Below are 18,851 nucleotides of genomic sequence, written 5' to 3' on the forward strand. Positions count from 1 at the left end.
CGGTTGAAGTGCGCGACCTGTTCTTCAATACGCCGGCGCGGCGCAAATTTCTCAAGACTGAAAAAACCGAATTCGATCACCTGCAAGAAGTGATCAGGCGCCTGGCCCTGGCGCGCTTCGATGTGGCGTTCCATCTGCGCCACAACGGCAAGACCATCCTCAGCCTGCACGAGGCCCATGATGATGCGGCCCGTGCCCGGCGCGTGGCAGCGATCTGCGGGCCGGGCTTCCTGGAGCAGGCGCTGCCGATCGAGATCGAGCGCAACGGCCTGCATCTATGGGGTTGGGTCGGGCTGCCGACCTTCAACCGCAGCCAGGCCGACTTGCAGTATTTCTTCGTCAATGGCCGTGCCGTGCGCGACAAACTGGTGGCCCACGCTGTGCGCCAGGCTTATCGCGACGTGCTGTTCAATGGTCGGCACCCGACCTTCGTGCTGTTTTTCGAAGTCGATCCGACCGGTGTGGACGTCAACGTGCACCCGACCAAGCACGAAGTGCGCTTCCGTGAAGGACGCATGGTTCACGATTTTCTCTATGGCACCTTGCACCGTGCCTTGGGCGATGTGCGGCCGGACGATCATCTGGCGGCGCCAGTTGCCACGGCCATCGTCCGGCCTACCGGTCTCGAAGCCGGTGAATTCGGGCCCCAGGGCGAAATGCGCCTGGCCGCCAATGCGCTGCTGGAACAGCCTCAGGCTCAGCCGTCGTTCAATACGCCGGCGGGTTCGGGAGCTGGCGCGGGTTATCAGTATCAATACACGCCGCGTCCGCAGTCCGGTGTGCCTGTCACCGAAGCGCAGGCCGCCTATCGCGAGTTCTTTGCGCCGCTGCCCGAGGCCAATGCCGTTGCGCTACCGGCCGGGCAGGACGACGTCCCGCCGCTCGGTTATGCACTGGCACAACTCAAGGGCATCTACATTCTTTCGGAAAATGCCCAGGGCTTGGTGCTGGTGGACATGCATGCCGCCCACGAGCGGATCATGTATGAGCGTCTGAAGGTGGCGATGGCCAGCGAGGGCCTGAGCGGCCAGCCGTTGCTGGTGCCGGAGTCCCTGGCCGTCAGTCAGCGTGAAGCCGATTGCGCCGAGGAGCATGTTGCCTGGTTCCAGCGTCTGGGCTTTGAATTGCAGCGTCTGGGCCCGGAAACTCTGGCGATCCGGCAGATTCCGGCGCTGCTCAAGCAGGCGGAAGCCAACCGGTTGGTCGCCGACGTCCTGGCCGACCTGATGGAGTTCGGCACCAGCGACCGCATTCAGGCGCACCTGAACGAATTGCTCGGGACCATGGCCTGCCACGGTGCGGTTCGTGCAAATCGGCGTTTGGCCCTGCCGGAAATGAACGCTCTGCTGCGTGACATGGAAAGCACCGAGCGCAGCGGTCAATGCAACCATGGCCGACCGACCTGGACCCAGCTGGGCCTGGACGATCTGGACAAACTCTTCTTGCGCGGTCGTTGATGAGCCAGTTCCCACCTGCGATTTTCCTGATGGGCCCGACCGCCGCCGGCAAGACCGATCTGGCCATCGAACTCACCAAGGTCCTGCCGTGCGAGTTGATCAGCGTCGATTCGGCGCTGGTCTACCGTGGCATGGACATTGGCACCGCCAAGCCTTCCAAAGAGCTGCTGGCGCAGTATCCGCATCGTCTGATCGATATTCTCGACCCGGCCGAGAGCTATTCGGCAGCGGATTTCCGCCGTGACGCCCTGGAAGCCATGGCCGATATCACCGCGCGCGGAAAAATTCCGCTGCTGGTGGGCGGCACCATGCTCTATTACAAGGCTTTGGTTGAAGGTCTGGCAGATATGCCGGCGGCCGATCCCGACGTCCGCGCGCAGATCGAAGAAGAGGCTGCACGCCTTGGCTGGCAAGCCTTGCACGACCAGTTGGCGGTCATTGATCCGGTTTCCGCGGCGCGGATTCATCCGAACGATCCCCAGCGATTGAGTCGAGCACTGGAAGTTTATCGTGTCAGCGGTCAGAGCATGACTGCCCTGCGTTTGCAACAAAGTGCGCAAAGTACTGAAGCAGCCGCTTCGGGACGCCAACAATTGCCCTATACTGTCGCGAACTTGGCCATTGCTCCGGCAAATCGTCAGGTACTACACGAGCGAATTAAACAAAGATTCACTTTAATGTTGGAACAGGGATTCATTGACGAGGTCGTAGCCCTGCGTAATAGAGGTGACCTGCATGCCGGGATGCCGTCTATACGTGCAGTAGGCTACCGCCAAGTCTGGGACTACCTGGATGGCAAGCTGACGTCAGCCGAGATGCAGGAGCGTGGAATCATTGCCACGCGCCAATTGGCGAAACGCCAGTTCACCTGGCTGCGCAGTTGGACTGATCTGCATTGGCTGGACAGTCTGGATTGCGACAATCTGCCGCGCGCCTTGAAATACCTGGGGACCGTCTCCATATTGAGCTGAGTCCTTGCAATTGCCGTCTATCCTTGGGGGTGTGACGGCCAAAGCCATCTGTTTACCTATTTTTATATTGAATCCTTAAAGGAGTGCGGCACATGTCAAAAGGGCATTCGCTACAAGACCCTTACTTGAATACGTTACGTAAAGAGAAAGTTGGGGTGTCCATCTACCTGGTCAACGGTATCAAACTGCAAGGCACGATCGAGTCTTTCGACCAGTTCGTTATCCTGCTGAAAAACACCGTCAGCCAAATGGTCTACAAACACGCTATCTCTACAGTGGTGCCGGTTCGTCCAATTCGTCTGCCTAGCGCAACCGAATCCGAAGCAGGTGACGCTGAGCCAGGTAACGCCTGATAGGAGTCTCCTTTGTTCTTTGAGCGCCACGGTGGTGGTGAGCGAGTAATCCTCGTTCACTTGGATGGACAGGACCCTGAGGCGCGCGAAGATCCGCAGGAGTTTCAGGAATTGGCTAACTCGGCGGGTGCCGAGACCGTCGCGTTTTTTAACGTGCCGCGTCATCGGCCAACCGCCAAGACCCTGATTGGCAGTGGCAAGGTCGAGGAACTGCGCGACCTGGTCAAAGCCGAACAGGCCGATCTGGTGATTTTCAATCACATCCTCACACCCAGTCAGGAACGTAACCTCGAACGTGTTTTCGAGTGTCGCGTGATCGACCGTACCGGTCTGATTCTCGATATTTTCGCCCAGCGCGCCCGTACCCATGAAGGCAAGCTCCAGGTCGAACTGGCCCAGCTTGACCACATGAGCACCCGGCTGGTTCGTGGCTGGACTCACCTTGAGCGCCAGGGTGGCGGTATCGGTATGCGTGGCCCGGGTGAAACCCAGCTGGAAACCGACCGCCGTTTGCTGCGGGTTCGCCTGCGGCAGATCAAGGGTCGGCTGGAGAAAGTGCGCAGCCAGCGAGAACAGTCGCGCCGTGGCCGATCGCGTGCGGATATTCCTACCGTGTCTCTGGTGGGGTACACCAACGCCGGTAAATCCACGCTCTTCAATAACGTGACGAAATCCGACGTCTACGCAGCTGACCAATTGTTTGCCACGCTGGACCCGACCCTGCGTCGTCTGGATATAGACGATCTGGGGCCGATTGTCCTGGCGGACACTGTGGGTTTCATTCGCCACTTGCCCCACAAGCTGGTCGAAGCATTTCGGTCTACCCTCGAAGAGTCGAGCAACTCCGATCTGTTGTTGCACGTGATCGATGCGGCCGAACCAGATCGCATGTTGCAGATCGAGCAGGTAATGGTGGTGCTCGGCGAGATTGGTGCTCAGGACTTGCCGATCCTCGAGGTCTATAACAAACTCGATTTGCTTGAAGGCGTTGAGCCACAAATCCAGCGCGACGAAAACGGCAAGCCCCAACGGGTCTGGCTGTCGGCGCGTGATGGCAGTGGTCTGGAATTGCTTGAGCAAGCCATTGCCGAGTTACTGGGCAGTGAATTGTTTGTCGGTACCTTGCGCTTGCCGCAACGATTCGCTCGACTGCGTGCGCAGTTCTTCGAACTCGGTGCGGTGCAGAAAGAAGAACACGACGAAGAAGGCATCAGTTTGCTGGCCGTTCGTTTGCCCCGGGTCGAGTTGAATCGACTGGTAAGCCGCGAGGGATTGCAGCCGATGGAGTTCATCGAGCAACACACTTTGCAATAAAAGCCTGGGAAAGCGGTTGTGCCGTGGTGACAGGCATTCTGTAGCATTGGTCGGCGCGCCGTGGGTGCGTCTTTGCTTTATCAGATGGAGAGCGCTATGGCTTGGAATGAGCCGGGTGGCAACTCGAATAATCAGGATCCTTGGGGTGGCAAGCGTCGTAACAACGGCGACCGCAAGGGGCCACCGGATCTCGACGAGGCCTTCCGAAAGCTGCAGGAAAGCCTGAACGGTTTGTTCGGTGGCGGTAAGAAACGTGGTGGCGACGACGGCGGTGGTCCGGGCAAGAGTGGCGGCTTTGGCGGCCTGCTCGGTATCGGTCTGGTCGTGTTGGCCGCCGTTTGGCTGTACAGCGCGGTCTATGTTGTCGACGAGCAGGAGCAGGCAGTGGTGCTGCGCTTCGGCAAGTACTACGAAACCGTGGGTCCGGGCCTGAACATCTACTTCCCGCCGATCGACAAGAAGTACATGGAAAACGTCACGCGTGAGCGTGCCTACACCAAGCAGGGCCAGATGCTGACTGAAGACGAGAACATCGTCGAAGTGCCGCTGACCGTGCAGTACAAGATCAGCAACCTGCAGGACTTCGTGCTGAGCGTCGATCAGCCGGAAATCAGCCTGCAGCACGCGACCGACAGCGCCTTGCGCCATGTGGTGGGTTCCACCGCGATGGACCAGGTCCTGACCGAAGGTCGTGAGTTGATGGCCAGCGAGATCAAGGAGCGTCTGCAACGCTTCATGGACACCTACCGCACCGGTATCACCGTTACCCAGGTCAACGTTCAGAGCGCAGCGGCGCCGCGCGAAGTCCAGGAAGCCTTCGATGACGTGATCCGTGCCCGGGAAGACGAGCAGCGTTCGCGCAACCAGGCCGAAACCTATGCCAACGGCGTCGTGCCGGAAGCCCGTGGTCAGGCCCAGCGCATCCTCGAGGATGCCAATGGTTACCGAGATGAAACCGTCTCGCGCGCCAAGGGTGAGGCCGATCGCTTCACCAAACTGGTCGCCGAGTACCGCAAGGCTCCTGAAGTCACCCGCCAGCGTCTGTACCTGGACACCATGCAGGAAGTCTTCAGCAACACCAGCAAGGTTCTCGTGACCGGCAACAAGAACGGCCAGAGCAACCTGTTGTACCTGCCGCTGGACAAAATGGTCGAAAGTGGTCGCAATACCAGCACTCCAATGAGCGGTGCGGCAGCCACCAGCAATGAAGCGAATACGCGTGCGGCAGCAGATCTGCAGCAACAGCAAGCACGTACCAGGGAGAGTCGCTGATGAGCAATAAATCGCTGATCGCCCTTATTGTCGGCGTCGTCGTGGCGATCGCTGCCTGGAACTGCTTCTACATCGTGGCTCAGACCGAGCGTGCGGTGTTGCTGCAGTTCGGTCGCGTGGTCCAGACCGATGTTCAGCCAGGCCTGCATGTGAAAGTGCCTTACGTCAACCAGGTGCGTAAATTCGACGCACGCCTGATGACGCTGGATGCACCGACACAACGCTTCCTGACGCTGGAAAAGAAAGCCGTGATGGTCGATGCCTACGCCAAGTGGCGCGTGAAGGACGCAGAGCGTTACTACACCGCGACTTCCGGCCTCAAGCAGATCGCCGACGAACGTCTGTCCCGTCGTCTGGAATCGGGCCTGCGTGACCAGTTCGGTAAGCGCACCTTGCACGAAGTGGTGTCGGGTGAGCGTGATGCGCTGATGGCGGATATCACGGCTTCGCTGAACAAGATGGCTGAAAAAGAACTGGGCATCGAAGTGGTCGATGTTCGGGTCAAGACCATCGACCTGCCGAAAGAAGTGAACCGCAGCGTGTTCGAACGTATGAGCACTGAGCGTGAGCGTGAAGCTCGCGAGCACCGCGCCAAGGGTAACGAGCTGGCCGAAGGCATTCGAGCCGACGCTGATCGTCAACGCCGCGTGCTGCTGGCTGAAGCCTATCGTGAATCCGAGGAGGTTCGTGGTGATGGTGATGCCCAGGCCGCTGCGATCTATTCCAAGGCCTACGGTCAGGATCAGGAGTTCTACGCGTTCTATCGTAGCCTGCGCGCCTACCGTGAAAGCTTCGCGAACAAATCCGACGTCATGGTCCTCGACCCAAGCAGCGACTTCTTCCACTACCTGGAAAAAGCCAAGCCTTGATACGACGTTGACCTGAATCCTCCCGCCGGGCGGCTAAAACCTCTGGCGGGGTGATCCTTTGGGAAAACGTGTGTATGATGCGGCAGCCGGGAAATTCCCGGCTTTTTTGCGTCTGCATGTTTGATTGCTGTTTTTAAGCAGGTGCCGGGCCGATGGGCTCGACAGTTTTTCGAGGAAAGTGGTCAGCGAAGCCGGTAGAAGGGCTTTTCGCTCCGTCGCTCATGCGCGTGGTTTGCGCACAAGCCGATCATTTTCTGCTTCACTCAAGGATCGCCGACAGGCTGGTCGCCCGGATATAGGGGAAGGCGTAATGGCAACGGTAGACCGCTGGCTTCTGCCAGATGGCATCGAAGAAGTACTGCCACCGGAAGCTGCGCGTATTGAAGTCGCGCGCCGTCAGGTGTTGGATCTGTTCCAGAGCTGGGGTTACGAGTTTGTCGTGACTCCCCATATCGAGTACCTGGAATCCCTGCTGACCGGCGCGGGCCAGGACCTGGATCTGCGCACCTTCAAGGTCATCGACCCGCAATCGGGCCGGCAGATGGGTTTCCGTGCCGACATCACGCCGCAAGTGGCGCGCATCGATGCGCATACCCTGCGTCGTGAAGGCCCAAGCCGCCTGTGCTATGCCGGTAGCGTTCTGCACGCTCAGCCTCGTGCCCTGTCGTCCTCGCGCAGCCCGATTCAGCTAGGTGCCGAGTTGTACGGCGATGGCAGCCCAAGCAGCGACGTCGAAGTCATCAGCCTGATGCTCGCCATGCTGCAACTGGCCGATGTGCCGGATGTGCACATGGACCTCGGCCATGTCGGTATCTACCGTGGCCTGGCCCGCGCTGCCGGTTTGTCCGGTGAAGTCGAGCAACAGTTGTTCGATGCTTTGCAACGCAAGGCCATCGATGAGGTCATTACCTTGACCGAGGGCTTGCCTGCCGATCTGTCGGGCATGCTGCGGGCGTTGGTCGATCTGTGTGGCAATCGTGAAGTGCTGGCTGCGGCCCGCGAGCGCCTGGCCAAGGCTCCGGCCCCTGTTCTGGCAGCGCTGGACGACTTGCTGGCGATTGCCGAACGGCTGTCCGTGCGTTTCCCTGAGCTGCCGCTGTATTTCGACCTGGGCGAGTTGCGCGGTTACCACTACCACACCGGTGTGGTGTTCGCCGTGTTCGTACCGGGTGTTGGCCAGTCCATTGCCCAGGGCGGTCGTTACGACGACATCGGCGCCGACTTCGGTCGCGCCCGTCCGGCGACCGGTTTTTCCACCGATTTGAAAACCCTGGTGACCCTGGGGCGTGCTGAGATCGAGCTACCGTCTGGCGGTATCTGGATGCCTGACAGTACGGATGCAGCACTCTGGCAGCAGGTTTGCCAGTTGCGCAGTGAGGGTCAGCGTGTCGTTCAGGCCTTGCCTGGGCAACCTTTGGCCGCCGCCCGTGAAGCGGACTGCGACCGGCAATTGATTCAGCAGAACGGGCTTTGGCAAGTTTCGCCACTGGCTTCTTGAGTTTTCCTGCCGGCCGCCGCCGGCACCAAGTTTGCGCGAATGAGGACAAGTGTTATGGGTAAGAATGTCGTAGTCCTGGGCACCCAATGGGGTGATGAGGGCAAAGGCAAGATCGTTGATCTGCTGACCGAACATGCTGCCGCCGTAGTGCGTTACCAGGGTGGCCACAACGCTGGTCACACTCTGGTGATCGACGGTGAGAAGACCGTCTTGCACCTGATCCCGTCGGGTGTACTGCGCGAAGGCGTGCAGTGCCTGATCGGCAACGGCGTGGTGGTTGCACCTGACGCCTTGCTGCGCGAGATCACCAAGCTGGAAGAAAAAGGCGTTCCGGTGCGCGAGCGCCTGCGTATCAGCCCTTCCTGCCCGCTGATCCTGTCCTTCCACGTTGCGCTGGACCAGGCCCGTGAAAAGGCCCGTGGCGAGCTGAAGATCGGTACCACCGGTCGCGGCATCGGCCCGGCCTACGAAGACAAGGTTGCACGTCGTGGCCTGCGTGTGGGCGACCTGCTTAACATGCCGCGCTTTGAAGACAAGCTGCGTGAACTGGTGGATTACCACAACTTCATGCTGGTGGGTTACTACAAAGAGCCAGCCATCGAATTCGACAAGACCCTGGCCGAATGCAAAGAATACGCTGAGCTGCTCAAGCCGCTGATGCTGGACGTGACTGCCGAGCTGCACGACCTGCGTCGCGCAGGCAAAGACATCATGTTCGAAGGCGCCCAGGGTTCGTTGCTGGACATCGACCACGGCACCTACCCGTACGTGACCAGCTCCAACACCACCGCTGGCGGCGTTGCTACCGGTTCGGGTGTTGGCCCTATGTTCCTGGACTACATCCTGGGCATCACCAAGGCTTACACCACCCGTGTAGGTTCAGGTCCATTCCCGACTGAGCTGTTCGACGAAGTCGGTGCGCACCTGGCTAAACAAGGTCATGAGTTCGGCGCGACTACCGGCCGCGCTCGTCGTTGTGGCTGGTTCGACGCTGTTATCCTGCGTCGCGCTATCGATGTGAACAGCATCTCGGGCATCTGCCTGACCAAGCTGGATGTGCTCGACGGTCTGGAAACAATCAACATCTGCGTCGGCTACAAGGATGCGGAAGGTAATGGCGTTGCCCCGACTGACGCTGACAGCTACGTGGGCCTGCAGCCTGTGTACGAAGAAGTACCGGGCTGGACCGAGTCGACCGTGGGTGCCAAAACCCTGGAAGAGCTGCCAGCTAACGCCCGTGCTTACATCAAGCGCGTCGAAGAGCTGATCGGTGCGCCGATCGACATTATTTCGACGGGCCCGGACCGCAACGAAACCATCGTTCTGCGCCATCCGTTTGCTTGATAAGTCGTTGATGTAAAACACAAAGGCTCCTTAATCGGGGCCTTTGTCGTATTTGTCTGCAGGACGGCATGACCTTTGCTGTGAACATTAAAAAAGCATTGCTTCCGGCGTGCTATCAATTTAATGGCGCCAAAGCAGAGGGATTTCAGATGTCGGCCGTTCTCTCGTTGTTACAGAGCCGTTTGTTGCGGCCCGTGTTCGTTACCCTTGGTATCGCCCTTTTGGTGCAGGTGCTGGTAGCTGTTGCTCTGACCCGGAGCACGGTGACCGCGCTGGAAGCCGACTTGGGCCAGCGCCTGGGTGCGGACAGTCAAAAGCTTTCCGCTGAGCTTGAGCAGGCGGGGCGCGAAGTCACGTCGAGCCTCGACAGCCTCTCCACCAGTACGCGTCAGCGCCTGACAGCTGGTTTGTCCTCGCGACTGAAGGACGAACAGGCGCAGTTACGCTCAACGCTGGAAAAAGACCTGAAGGACTCCGCCAGCGACATGGCGCAGCTTCTGGCTTCCGTCGCGCCCCGCGCCATGTGGGACAACGACGTTCCGACACTTTCCGAGTTCGCCCGCCGGGCCCAACGCAATCCCAATGTGCTGTTCGTGGTGTATGACGACGCCACCGGCCAGCACCTGACGCGCTACCTCAACCGGGAAAACCCGATCAACAAGGCGCTGCTGGAAAAAGGYCAGGGCGAGCGTGCGCTGGACAAGGTGCTGGATGCGGCGAAGAGCGATCCTTCGGTCTTCTACGTCGAGGCTTCGATCAATCCCAATGGCGTGGAAATCGGCAAGGTCCTGATGGGGGTCTCGACTGCTTCGGTGGAGACTGATCTCGCGGCTCTCGACAAGCGCTTCTTGGCCCTGATCGCCAGCAGCGATCAGTTGGTGGGCGACAGCCTCAAAGGCGCGGCAGCCGACAGCGCCGCGGCCATGGGCTCGCGTCTGCAGTCAGCACAGTCCACGGCGGCTGAAATGAAAGCCAACACCACCAATACGGTGCAGGAAGCCGCTGCGACATTGCGCTGGCGCATCGGTGTGTGTCTGGCGGTGGTGGGTTTCGGTGTCCTGCTGTTGTTGGCGGTGGTGCTCGGTCGCCGAGTGGTCAATCGCCTGAAAATGCTGATCGTAGCCATGGATGACCTGGCGGCGGGCGAGGGCGATCTGACCAAGCGCGTGCAGATCAACAGCCAGGATGAAATCGGCGACATGGCCTCGGCGGTCAATCGCTTTGTGGACAAGTTGCAGCCGATCGTGCGCGAGGCGGGCGATGTGGCCCAGCGCACCGGCGTGGAAATTGGCGCCATGACCTTGCGCAACGCTGGTGCGGACGCAGCGGCTGGCATGCAGCGCGACGAGGTGGCGGAGAGTTTGCGCGCACTGTCGCAAATGGCTGATGAGGCGCAGTCGGAAAGCCACGCCATGCAGGCGGCGCTCAAGCAAGTCGTGGACATTCGCCAGGCCACCGATGAAAACACCCGGACCTCGGCGAAAGTCGGCAGCCTGATCGAGGAGCTGGCGGGGCAGGTCAACACCGGTGCGCAAGTGATCGAGCGCCTGGCGCAGCAAAGTGAGCAGATTGAAGTGGTGCTGACGGTGATTCACGGCATCGCCGAGCAGACCAACCTGCTGGCGCTGAACGCCGCCATCGAAGCGGCGCGTGCCGGTGAGACGGGGCGCGGGTTTGCGGTGGTGGCCGATGAGGTGCGGGCGCTGGCGAGCAAGACGCAGAGCTCCACTGGCGATATCCAGGCGCACATCGTAGCGTTGCAGCAAGGTGCGCGTGAGGCGGTGGCGGCGATTGGTCAGGCCGGGCGCCAGGCCAGTGAGGGTTTGCTGGTGCTGCGTGATAGTGCGCGGTTGCAGCAGTCGGTGCAGGCATCGGTCGAGCAGGTGCATGCGGCGATCGGTCTGGCCACTCAGGCCGCGGCGCATCAGGCGCAGGGCGCGCAGGCGGTGCGGGGGCGGGTCCAGACCATTCATGCCCAGGCCGAGAAGGCGGCACAAGCCGTTGTGGAGACCACGGCGAGCGGCAAGGTGCTCGATGGTCTGGCGGCGCAGTTGAAGGCGAGCCTGGGGCAGTTCAGGGCTTGATGCTTTGTCAGGGATGGCCTCATCGCGAGCAAGCTCGCTCCCACATTTGATCCGGGGTGTTCACAAGCTTTGTGTCCGCCATCGAAACCTGTGGGAGCGAACTTGCTCGCGATGGCGGTCTTAACGACTCAGATACATCCGGGTCGTCAGCAAATAGACCGGCAGCCCCGACACCAATATCAATAGCGCCGCATAAGGCGCCGCCGCCGCAAACTCCACATTCGCGGTATGTGCCCAGACTTCCGTTGCCAGTGTATTCAGCCCGGTTGGACTCAACAGCAAGGTCGCCGTCAGCTCCTTCATCGCATCCAGGAACACCAGGGCAAAAGCCGCCCCCAGCGCCGGGAAAATAATCGGCAGTGTCACTCGGCAGAAGGCACTGAATGACGAAGCCCCCAGTGTGCGAGCGGCCTCCTCAAGTTGTGGTGCCGCCTTGTTCAGGGCGGTGCGGATCGGCGCCTGGGCCAGTGGCAGAAACAGCAGGGCATAGGCGATCAGCAGCAAGGCGGACGTCTGGTAAAGCATCGGCACGTAGTGCAGGGCGAAATACACCAGGGTCAGGGCAATGACCAGCCCCGGCAGGGCGTGCAGTAGATACGGCAGGCGCTCGGCCCAGATCGCCAGTTGACCTTTGTAGCGCACGACCAGCAGGCCGACCGGCACCGCCAGCACCAGGCACAGCGCAGCGCCGCCCAGCGACAGTGCGAGGGATGACAGCAATGCTTCGCCGATTGCCGCCACGGGAAAGGCTGCCGATGATCCCACTGCCAACCAGTAGGCCAGCATGCCCAGCGGAATCCCGCTGCCAATGATTGCCAGCAGCAGGCAATAAAGCTGTCCCGCCACGGCCCAGGGGCCCAGTTGAACCTGTTCCGCGCGTCGCGCCGCACCTTGGCCGGTGCGCACGTGTCGACCCTTGCCGCGTACGCGCAGCTCCAGCCACAGCAGCACCAGGCACAACATCAGCAGTACGGCGGAGAGCATCGCCGCGTTGGCGTTGCTGAACTCCAGTTCGAACTGCTGATAGATCGCGGTGGTGAAGGTTTGCAGGCCAATGATCGACAGCGCGCCGAATTCCACCAGCATGTGCAGGGCGATCAGCAACGAACCCGCCAGCAGCGAAGGCCAGAGCAGGGGCAGGGTGACCTTGAAAAATACGCCCCAACGATTCTGCCCCAGTGTGCGCGCGGACTCTTCGAGGGACGGGTCAAGGTTGCGCAGCGTTGCCGCCACGGGCAGGAAAATCAGCGGGTATTTGGACAGGCTCATCACGAGGATGGCCCCGCCAAGTCCCTCGAAATGAGCGCTGAGGGAAACCCAGGTGAAGCTGCTGACAAATGCCGGAACGGCGAACGGCAAGCAGAGGATCACGCCCCACAATCGTCGGCCCGGCAGATTACTGCGCTCCAGCAACCAGGCCAGCGACAGGCCGATTACTCCGCAAGCAGCGGTGACGCCAATCATCAATGCGAGTGTGTTGCGCAGCAAGCCGAACACATAAGGTCGCCATAGCAAATGCAGCGCTTCTGCCCAGCCTGCCTGCCAGGTTTTCAGGCCGACGTACAGCAGAGGCAGGAGGCTGAGCACCACCAACAGCAACACGGGCAGTATCAGCCAGATAGACGGCCGCTTGCGCCGTGGTGCGTACGCGTGATGCGCGGACAGTGAGGCACCCATCAATTCAGGCCAACGTCACGTTCCAGGTCCAGCGCTTCTTCGGCGTTGCCGAGGTCGGCAGGCGTGACTTTTGGTGCTTCCAGTTCGCTGAACGGATTGAGCCCACGATCAGACTCCATGCCTTTGTGCAGCGGATATTCGGCGGTGGTCTGGGTGATCACACGCTGGCCTTCCTCGCTGGCCATATAGGCGAGCAATTGCTGGGCTTCTTTTGGATGTTTGCTGGATTTCAGGATGGCAGCGCTGGACACGGTGATCAGTCCACCGACATCGCCGCCGGTGAAGTAATGCAGTTTCGAATCGAGCTGGCCTTTTTCACGCTGCAAGGCGAACCAGTAGTAGTTGTTCACCAATACTGTTGAGACTTCGCCGTTTTCCACGGCTTTGAGCGCGACCATGTTGTTACTGTAGGTCTTGCCGAATGCGCGCAGCCCTGTCAGCCATTCTTCGGCAGCATCCATGCCGTGAACTTTGATGATCGCAACGGCCTGTTCCTGAAAGGCACCACTGGTGGGCACGAAGCCGACCTTGCCTTGCCATTTTGGATTGGAGAATTCCATCACCGACTTCGGCAGGTCTTTTTCATCGACCAGTTTCGGGTTGTAGGCCACAACGCGTACCCGGGCAGTCACGCCAATCCAGGTGCCATTGCCGGCGACGTATTCCTTGGGTAGAACGGCCAGCGTGGCGTCATCCGCCTTGGCCAGCAGGCCTTGTTCGCCGAGTTTGTTCAGTGGCGGCGACTCTTCGGTGTAGATCACGTCGGCGGGAGAGCGATCGCCTTCTTCGACGATCTGGCTGGCGAGCTGGTTGCTGCTGCCTTTGCGCACATTGACGTGGATCCCGGTCTTGGCTTCGAAGGCTTTGGCGACCGCGTCGCCGACTTCTTTGTGTTGACCGTTGTAGAGGGTCAGGGCAACCGGATCGGCGGCTTGGGTGAGGGGAGTGGCGAGCGCCAGGCCTAGCAGGGTAATGGTCAAGCCGCGGCGCAGGGTATTTCGAAACATCATTCGCAGGGTTCCTCACTGTCGCATTGCAAAAACTTGCAACAATGATAAACGATATTGTTTCTCAAATGCGCCTTGCGGGGCGTGTTAATCCTGTAGGAGCGAGCCTGCTCGCGATGGGCGTGAACGATGACGCGTGCTAACTGGATAAATGCGTCGTTTGGAAGTTTATCGCGAGCAGGCTCGCTCCTACCGGGGGCGGGTCATTTTCGGAAGGCCAGAAACGCAAAAACCCGCTTTCGCGGGTTTCTGTGAAATTCAAGGCCGTAACCTTGAATTTGAATTGGTGCCCAGAAGAAGACTCGAACTTCCACGACCTTGCGGTCACCAGCACCTGAAGCTGGCGTGTCTACCAATTTCACCATCTGGGCATTCATCTTCAGCGTTGCCGCTGTTGATGTGACGTACTATACGGAGAGCACTTTGATCTGTAAACCCCTGATTTTAAAATTAATAAACCAGTGGCCCAGAATGCAAAAACCCGCTTTCGCGGGTTTTTGTGTGAGCCTTGAAATTCATCTAATCTCAAGCTCGAAAGTGGTGCCCAGAAGAAGACTCGAACTTCCACGACCTTGCGGTCACCAGCACCTGAAGCTGGCGTGTCTACCAATTTCACCATCTGGGCAGTATCGGCAACGTCTCCGTCGTCGATGGCGCGCACTATACGGAGCGTCTTTTTAACTGTAAACCCCCGACATCAAAAAAACCTGGAAAATTTCGCCAGCGGTCTTCAAAACAGCTTTGTGGTGTCGATACAGGGCTTTAGATGGGGCGTCTTAGCCTGAAATTTCCCGTTTCATTACGCCTATGCCAAACTAACCCGCATATAGACAAGGTGAAAACTCTCTAATGGCCGATTGGCAGTCCCTCGATCCCGAGGCCGCTCGTGAAGCGGAAAAATATGAAAACCCTATTCCTAGCCGTGAACTGATCCTTCAGCACCTTGCTGATCGAGGTTCGCCTGCTAACCGCGAGCAACTGGTCGAAGAGTTTGGTCTGACTACAGAAGACCAGATCGAAGCCCTGCGCCGCCGTCTGCGCGCCATGGAGCGCGATGCTCAACTCATCTATACCCGTCGCGGCACTTATGCGCCGGTGGACAAGCTCGACCTGATCCTGGGTCGCGTCAGCGGTCACCGTGATGGCTTCGGCTTCCTGGTGCCGGACGACGGCAGTGACGATCTGTTCATGAGCCCGGCGCAGATGCGCCTGGTGTTCGATGGTGACCGTGCGCTGGCCCGTGTATCTGGCCTTGACCGTCGTGGTCGCCGCGAAGGCATGATCGTCGAGGTGGTGTCCCGCGCTCACGAAACCATCGTCGGCCGCTATTTCGAAGAGGGTGGCATCGGTTTCGTGGTTGCCGACAATCCGAAGATCCAGCAGGAAGTGCTGGTGACGCCGGGTCGTAACGCCAACGCGCAGATCGGTCAGTTCGTCGAAGTGAAGATCACTCACTGGCCGACGCCACGCTTCCAGCCGCAAGGCGACGTGGTTGAAGTCGTGGGCAACTACATGGCGCCGGGCATGGAAATCGATGTCGCCCTGCGTACCTACGACATTCCTCACGTCTGGCCTGATGCCGTGCTCAAGGAAGCCGGCAAGCTCAAGCCGGAAGTCGAAGAGAAAGACAAAGAGAAACGCATCGACTTGCGTCATCTGCCGTTCGTCACCATCGACGGCGAAGATGCCCGCGACTTCGACGATGCGGTCTATTGCGAAGCCCGTCCGGGCAAGCTGCGCCTGTTCTCGGGCGGCTGGAAGTTGTACGTGGCGATTGCCGACGTATCCAGTTACGTGAAGCTCGGTTCGGCACTCGATGCCGAAGCGCAGGTTCGCGGCAACTCGGTGTACTTCCCCGAGCGCGTGATTCCGATGCTGCCTGAGCAGCTGTCCAACGGCTTGTGCTCGCTGAACCCGCAGGTCGACCGCCTGGCCATGGTTTGCGAGATGACCATCTCCAAATCCGGCGAAATGACCGACTACTGTTTCTACGAAGCGGTGATCCACTCCCATGCGCGCCTGACCTACAACAAGGTCAGCGCCATGCTCGAAACGCCGAAGGCGACCGAGGCGCGCAAGCTGCGCGGCGAATACACCGACGTGGTGCCGCACCTCAAGCAGCTGTACTCGCTGTACAAGGTGTTGCTGGCGGCTCGCCATGTGCGTGGCGCGATCGATTTCGAAACCCAGGAAACCCGGATCATCTTCGGCTCCGAGCGCAAGATCGCCGAAATCCGTCCGACAATCCGCAATGACGCGCACAAGCTGATCGAGGAATGCATGCTGGCGGCCAACGTGGCCACCGCCGAGTTCCTGAAGAAACACGAAATCCCTGCGTTGTACCGCGTTCACGACGGCCCGCCGCCGGAGCGCCTGGAAAAACTGCGCGCGTTCCTTGGCGAGCTCGGCCTGTCCCTGCACAAAGGCAAGGACGGCCCGTCACCGAAGGATTACCAGGCACTGCTGGCTGGTATCAAGGATCGTCCGGATTTCCACCTGATCCAGACCGTCATGCTGCGTTCGTTGAGCCAGGCGGTGTACAGCGCCGATAACCAGGGCCACTTCGGCCTGAATTATGAGGCTTACACCCACTTCACCTCGCCGATCCGCCGCTACCCGGACTTGCTCACACACCGGGCGATTCGCAGCGTGATCCATTCGAAGCAGAACACCCCGCACGTTCGCCGTGCCGGTGCGATGACCATTCCGAAAGCGCGCATCTATCCGTACGACGAGGCGGCCCTGGAGCAACTCGGCGAGCAGTGCTCGATGAGCGAGCGCCGTGCCGACGAAGCGACCCGCGATGTGGTGAACTGGCTCAAGTGCGAGTTCATGAAGGACCGCGTGGGCGAATCGTTCCCGGGTGTGATCACCGCCGTGACCGGTTTTGGTCTGTTCGTCGAACTGACCGATATCTACGTCGAAGGCCTGGTGCACGTCACCGCGCTGCCGGGCGATTATTACCACTTCGATCCTGTGCATCACCGCCTGGCCGGTGAGCGTACCGGTCGCAGCTTCCGCCTGGGCGACACCGTGGAAGTGCGGGTCATGCGCGTCGACCTCGACGAACGCAAGATCGACTTCGAGATGGCCGAAAAAACCATCAGCGCACCGATCGGCCGCAAAAAACGTGGCACGGAAGCGGCAGCACCTGCGGCCCTCTCTACAAAAACAGTCGCAGAACCGGCCCCGGCGAAAACCGGTCGTCGTCCTGCCAAGGAAAAGGCGGTCGAGGCCTATCGCCCGAGCGATGCAGCGGCGAAAAACGCTGAAGTGCGCAAGAGCCGTGAAATGAAGCAGGCGTTGCTCGCCGGCGCGAAAAGCGGCGGTAAAGCGGCGTCTACGGGAAAGACCGGACGGTCGGCGCCTGAAAAGGCTGCCGGCGGCAAGCCAGCCAAACCGAGCAAACATCGTAAAGGCCCGCCAAAAGCGGGCTCGGCTCCAGCCAAGAGTGGCGGGGCGCGTAAACCTAAGGCCAAGCCATGAGTCAGTTGGAAAAGATCTACGGCGTACATGCTGTAGAAGCGTTGTTGCGTCACCACCCGAAACGCGTGAAGCAGATCTGGTTGGCCGAAGGTCGCAATGACCCTCGGGTCCAGGCACTGATCGAGCTGGCCAACGAAAACCGGGTCCAGGTCGGTCAGGCCGAGCGCCGCGAAATGGATGCCTGGGTTGAAGGCGTGCACCAGGGTGTGGTCGCGGACGTGAGTCCGAGCCAGGTCTGGGGCGAGGCGATGCTCGACGAGTTGCTCGATCGCACCGACGGCGCGCCGTTGTTGCTGGTGCTCGACGGCGTGACCGATCCGCACAACCTCGGCGCCTGCCTGCGTTCGGCCGATGCGGCGGGCGCGCTGGCAGTGATCGTGCCGAAGGACAAGTCGGCGACCCTGACTCCGGTTGTACGAAAAATCGCCTGCGGTGCGGCGGAAGTGATTCCGCTGGTTGCCGTGACCAACCTGGCGCGCACCCTGGAAAAGCTCCAGCAGCGCGGCTTGTGGGTTGTCGGTACGGCGGGGGAGGCCGAAGTCAGTCTTTATGACCAGGATCTCACTGGCCCGACCATCCTGATCATGGGTGCCGAAGGCAAGGGCATGCGTCGCCTGACCCGCGAACATTGCGACTATCTGGTGAATCTGCCGATGGCGGGTAGTGTCAGCAGTCTCAACGTTTCCGTGGCGACTGGCGTTTGCCTGTTCGAAGCGCAGCGTCAGCGCAGTGTCAAAGCCAAGGCTGCTGCCAAGAAGTCCTGATTAGCGCACGACCCACTGTAGGAGCGAGCTTGCTCGCGAAGGACTCAAGATCACCGCGGAGTATCAGCTTCCCCGCGTTATCGTTGACGACCTTCGCGAGCAAGCTCGCTCCTACAGTACCTTTTAGTGTCGGGGGTTGTTCAATTAATCACCAATTACCTTGCGCCTCCCTCGCCCCTTCTCTACAATTGCGCCCCTTGCTGTGATGGCAGGCACCAACGTGTCTAGCGTCCGCAAGTCCATAAGTGTCATTCACTCCTTGTCTGACCGCTTTTGAGCGGCAGGCTACAACCCGTAAGGAGCATTCATGCGTCATTACGAAATCATCTTTTTGGTCCACCCGGATCAAAGCGAGCAAGTCGGCGGCATGGTTGAGCGTTACACCAAGCTGATCGAAGAAGACGGCGGCAAAATCCACCGTCTGGAAGATTGGGGCCGTCGTCAACTGGCCTACGCAATCAACAATGTTCACAAGGCTCACTACGTGATGCTGAACGTTGAGTGCACTGGCAAGGCCCTGGCCGAGCTGGAAGACAACTTCCGCTACAACGATGCAGTGATCCGTAACCTGGTCATCCGTCGCGACGAAGCCGTTACCGGCCAGTCCGAGATGCTCAAGGCTGAAGAAAACCGCAGTGAGCGCCGTGAGCGTCGCGACCGTCCTGAGCACGAAGGCGCCGAAAGCGCTGATAGTGATGACAGCGACAACAGCGATAACGCTGACGAGTAATCCACGGACCTTTTAAGGAGCCAAT

The 18,851-nt window shown here is 59.9% G+C and carries 14 protein-coding genes and 2 tRNA genes; 12 read left to right on the top strand and 4 right to left on the bottom strand.

Annotated features, from left to right (window positions below; all coding sequences use genetic code 11):
• From mutL to AC1DVH_RS06990, 9 genes are all read left to right on the top strand, one after another.
• Positions 1 to 1,457: DNA mismatch repair endonuclease MutL (gene mutL, locus AC1DVH_RS06950; protein ID WP_477753165.1), on the top strand; the 1,457-nt coding region annotated here is incomplete at its 5' end.
• Entirely contained in the window at positions 1,457 to 2,428 is a 972-nt protein-coding gene (gene miaA, locus AC1DVH_RS06955) for a tRNA (adenosine(37)-N6)-dimethylallyltransferase MiaA (RefSeq protein ID WP_477753166.1), read from the top strand. The genes mutL and miaA, both read left to right, overlap by 1 nt.
• A 92-nt stretch (positions 2,429 to 2,520) precedes the next feature.
• Positions 2,521 to 2,781: an RNA chaperone Hfq gene (gene hfq / locus AC1DVH_RS06960; protein WP_007902656.1), complete on the top strand. Its 261-nt coding sequence runs from the start codon at positions 2,521 to 2,523 to the stop codon at positions 2,779 to 2,781.
• Positions 2,782 to 2,793: 12 nt separating this feature from the next.
• Positions 2,794 to 4,095 carry a ribosome rescue GTPase HflX gene (gene hflX, locus AC1DVH_RS06965; protein WP_046039823.1) on the top strand — a complete coding sequence of 434 codons (1,302 nt, stop codon included), beginning with the start codon at positions 2,794 to 2,796 and terminating at the stop codon, positions 4,093 to 4,095.
• A gap of 96 nt (positions 4,096 to 4,191) precedes the next feature.
• Positions 4,192 to 5,367, top strand: coding sequence for an FtsH protease activity modulator HflK (gene hflK / locus AC1DVH_RS06970; protein WP_477753167.1), 1,176 nt, complete (start codon positions 4,192 to 4,194; stop codon positions 5,365 to 5,367).
• Positions 5,367 to 6,236 (top strand): protease modulator HflC, encoded by an 870-nt coding sequence (gene hflC / locus AC1DVH_RS06975; protein ID WP_007973264.1) that lies wholly within the window; start codon positions 5,367 to 5,369, stop codon positions 6,234 to 6,236. Before hflK ends, hflC begins: the two co-directional genes overlap by 1 nt.
• Positions 6,237 to 6,546: 310 nt before the next feature.
• Positions 6,547 to 7,734 carry an ATP phosphoribosyltransferase regulatory subunit gene (locus AC1DVH_RS06980; RefSeq protein ID WP_477753168.1) on the top strand — a complete coding sequence of 396 codons (1,188 nt, stop codon included), beginning with the start codon at positions 6,547 to 6,549 and terminating at the stop codon, positions 7,732 to 7,734.
• Positions 7,735 to 7,788: 54 nt separating this feature from the next.
• A complete protein-coding gene (locus AC1DVH_RS06985; protein WP_477753169.1) occupies positions 7,789 to 9,078 on the top strand; it encodes an adenylosuccinate synthase in 1,290 nt (429 codons plus the stop codon).
• 149 nt (positions 9,079 to 9,227) lie between these two features.
• The gene (locus AC1DVH_RS06990) at positions 9,228 to 11,162 is read left to right on the top strand and encodes a methyl-accepting chemotaxis protein (RefSeq protein WP_477753170.1); all 1,935 of its coding nucleotides are present in this window, start codon (positions 9,228 to 9,230) and stop codon (positions 11,160 to 11,162) included.
• Positions 11,163 to 11,282: 120 nt separating this feature from the next.
• On the opposite strand, the gene AC1DVH_RS06995 is transcribed toward AC1DVH_RS06990, so the two are convergent.
• From AC1DVH_RS06995 to AC1DVH_RS07010, 4 genes are all read right to left on the bottom strand, one after another.
• A complete protein-coding gene (locus AC1DVH_RS06995; protein ID WP_477753171.1) occupies positions 11,283 to 12,839 on the bottom strand; it encodes an ABC transporter permease in 1,557 nt (518 codons plus the stop codon).
• On the bottom strand, positions 12,839 to 13,849 hold the full coding sequence (locus AC1DVH_RS07000; protein WP_477753172.1) for an extracellular solute-binding protein: 1,011 nt from the start codon (positions 13,847 to 13,849) through the stop codon (positions 12,839 to 12,841). The genes AC1DVH_RS06995 and AC1DVH_RS07000 overlap by 1 nt, the downstream gene beginning before the upstream one ends.
• 281 nt (positions 13,850 to 14,130) lie before the next feature.
• Positions 14,131 to 14,217, bottom strand: a tRNA-Leu gene (locus tag AC1DVH_RS07005).
• Between the two features lie 167 nt (positions 14,218 to 14,384).
• Positions 14,385 to 14,471: transfer RNA gene (locus AC1DVH_RS07010), tRNA-Leu, on the bottom strand.
• A gap of 224 nt (positions 14,472 to 14,695) precedes the next feature.
• Between AC1DVH_RS07010 and rnr the strand changes: the two genes are divergently transcribed.
• The 3 genes from rnr (at position 14,696) to rpsF (ending at position 18,826) form a co-directional block, all read left to right on the top strand.
• On the top strand, positions 14,696 to 17,332 hold the full coding sequence (rnr, locus tag AC1DVH_RS07015; RefSeq protein WP_477753173.1) for a ribonuclease R: 2,637 nt from the start codon (positions 14,696 to 14,698) through the stop codon (positions 17,330 to 17,332).
• Positions 17,329 to 18,096, top strand: a complete 768-nt coding sequence (gene rlmB / locus AC1DVH_RS07020) for a 23S rRNA (guanosine(2251)-2'-O)-methyltransferase RlmB (RefSeq protein WP_477753174.1) — start codon at positions 17,329 to 17,331, stop codon at positions 18,094 to 18,096. The genes rnr and rlmB overlap by 4 nt, the downstream gene beginning before the upstream one ends.
• A gap of 307 nt (positions 18,097 to 18,403) precedes the next feature.
• Positions 18,404 to 18,826, top strand: a complete 423-nt coding sequence (gene rpsF, locus AC1DVH_RS07025; protein ID WP_008048087.1) for a 30S ribosomal protein S6 — start codon at positions 18,404 to 18,406, stop codon at positions 18,824 to 18,826.
• The last annotated feature ends 25 nt before the right edge of the window (positions 18,827 to 18,851 follow it).

It is taken from the genome of Pseudomonas sp. P4_C3, assembly GCF_056402075.1.

Excerpts from the sequence above, each read along its gene's own strand:
- AC1DVH_RS06980 (WP_477753168.1), top strand. The coding sequence starts at position 6,547 with ATGGCAACGGTAGACCGCTGGCTTCTGCCAGATGGCATCGAAGAAGTA.
- AC1DVH_RS06985 (WP_477753169.1), top strand. The coding sequence starts at position 7,789 with ATGGGTAAGAATGTCGTAGTCCTGGGCACCCAATGGGGTGATGAGGGC.
- hflC (WP_007973264.1), top strand. The coding sequence starts at position 5,367 with ATGAGCAATAAATCGCTGATCGCCCTTATTGTCGGCGTCGTCGTGGCG.
- AC1DVH_RS06995 (WP_477753171.1), bottom strand. The coding sequence starts at position 12,839 with ATGGGTGCCTCACTGTCCGCGCATCACGCGTACGCACCACGGCGCAAG.
- hfq (WP_007902656.1), top strand. The coding sequence starts at position 2,521 with ATGTCAAAAGGGCATTCGCTACAAGACCCTTACTTGAATACGTTACGT.
- rnr (WP_477753173.1), top strand. The coding sequence starts at position 14,696 with ATGGCCGATTGGCAGTCCCTCGATCCCGAGGCCGCTCGTGAAGCGGAA.
- rpsF (WP_008048087.1), top strand. The coding sequence starts at position 18,404 with ATGCGTCATTACGAAATCATCTTTTTGGTCCACCCGGATCAAAGCGAG.
- AC1DVH_RS07000 (WP_477753172.1), bottom strand. The coding sequence starts at position 13,849 with ATGATGTTTCGAAATACCCTGCGCCGCGGCTTGACCATTACCCTGCTA.
- hflK (WP_477753167.1), top strand. The coding sequence starts at position 4,192 with ATGGCTTGGAATGAGCCGGGTGGCAACTCGAATAATCAGGATCCTTGG.
- rlmB (WP_477753174.1), top strand. The coding sequence starts at position 17,329 with ATGAGTCAGTTGGAAAAGATCTACGGCGTACATGCTGTAGAAGCGTTG.
- miaA (WP_477753166.1), top strand. The coding sequence starts at position 1,457 with ATGAGCCAGTTCCCACCTGCGATTTTCCTGATGGGCCCGACCGCCGCC.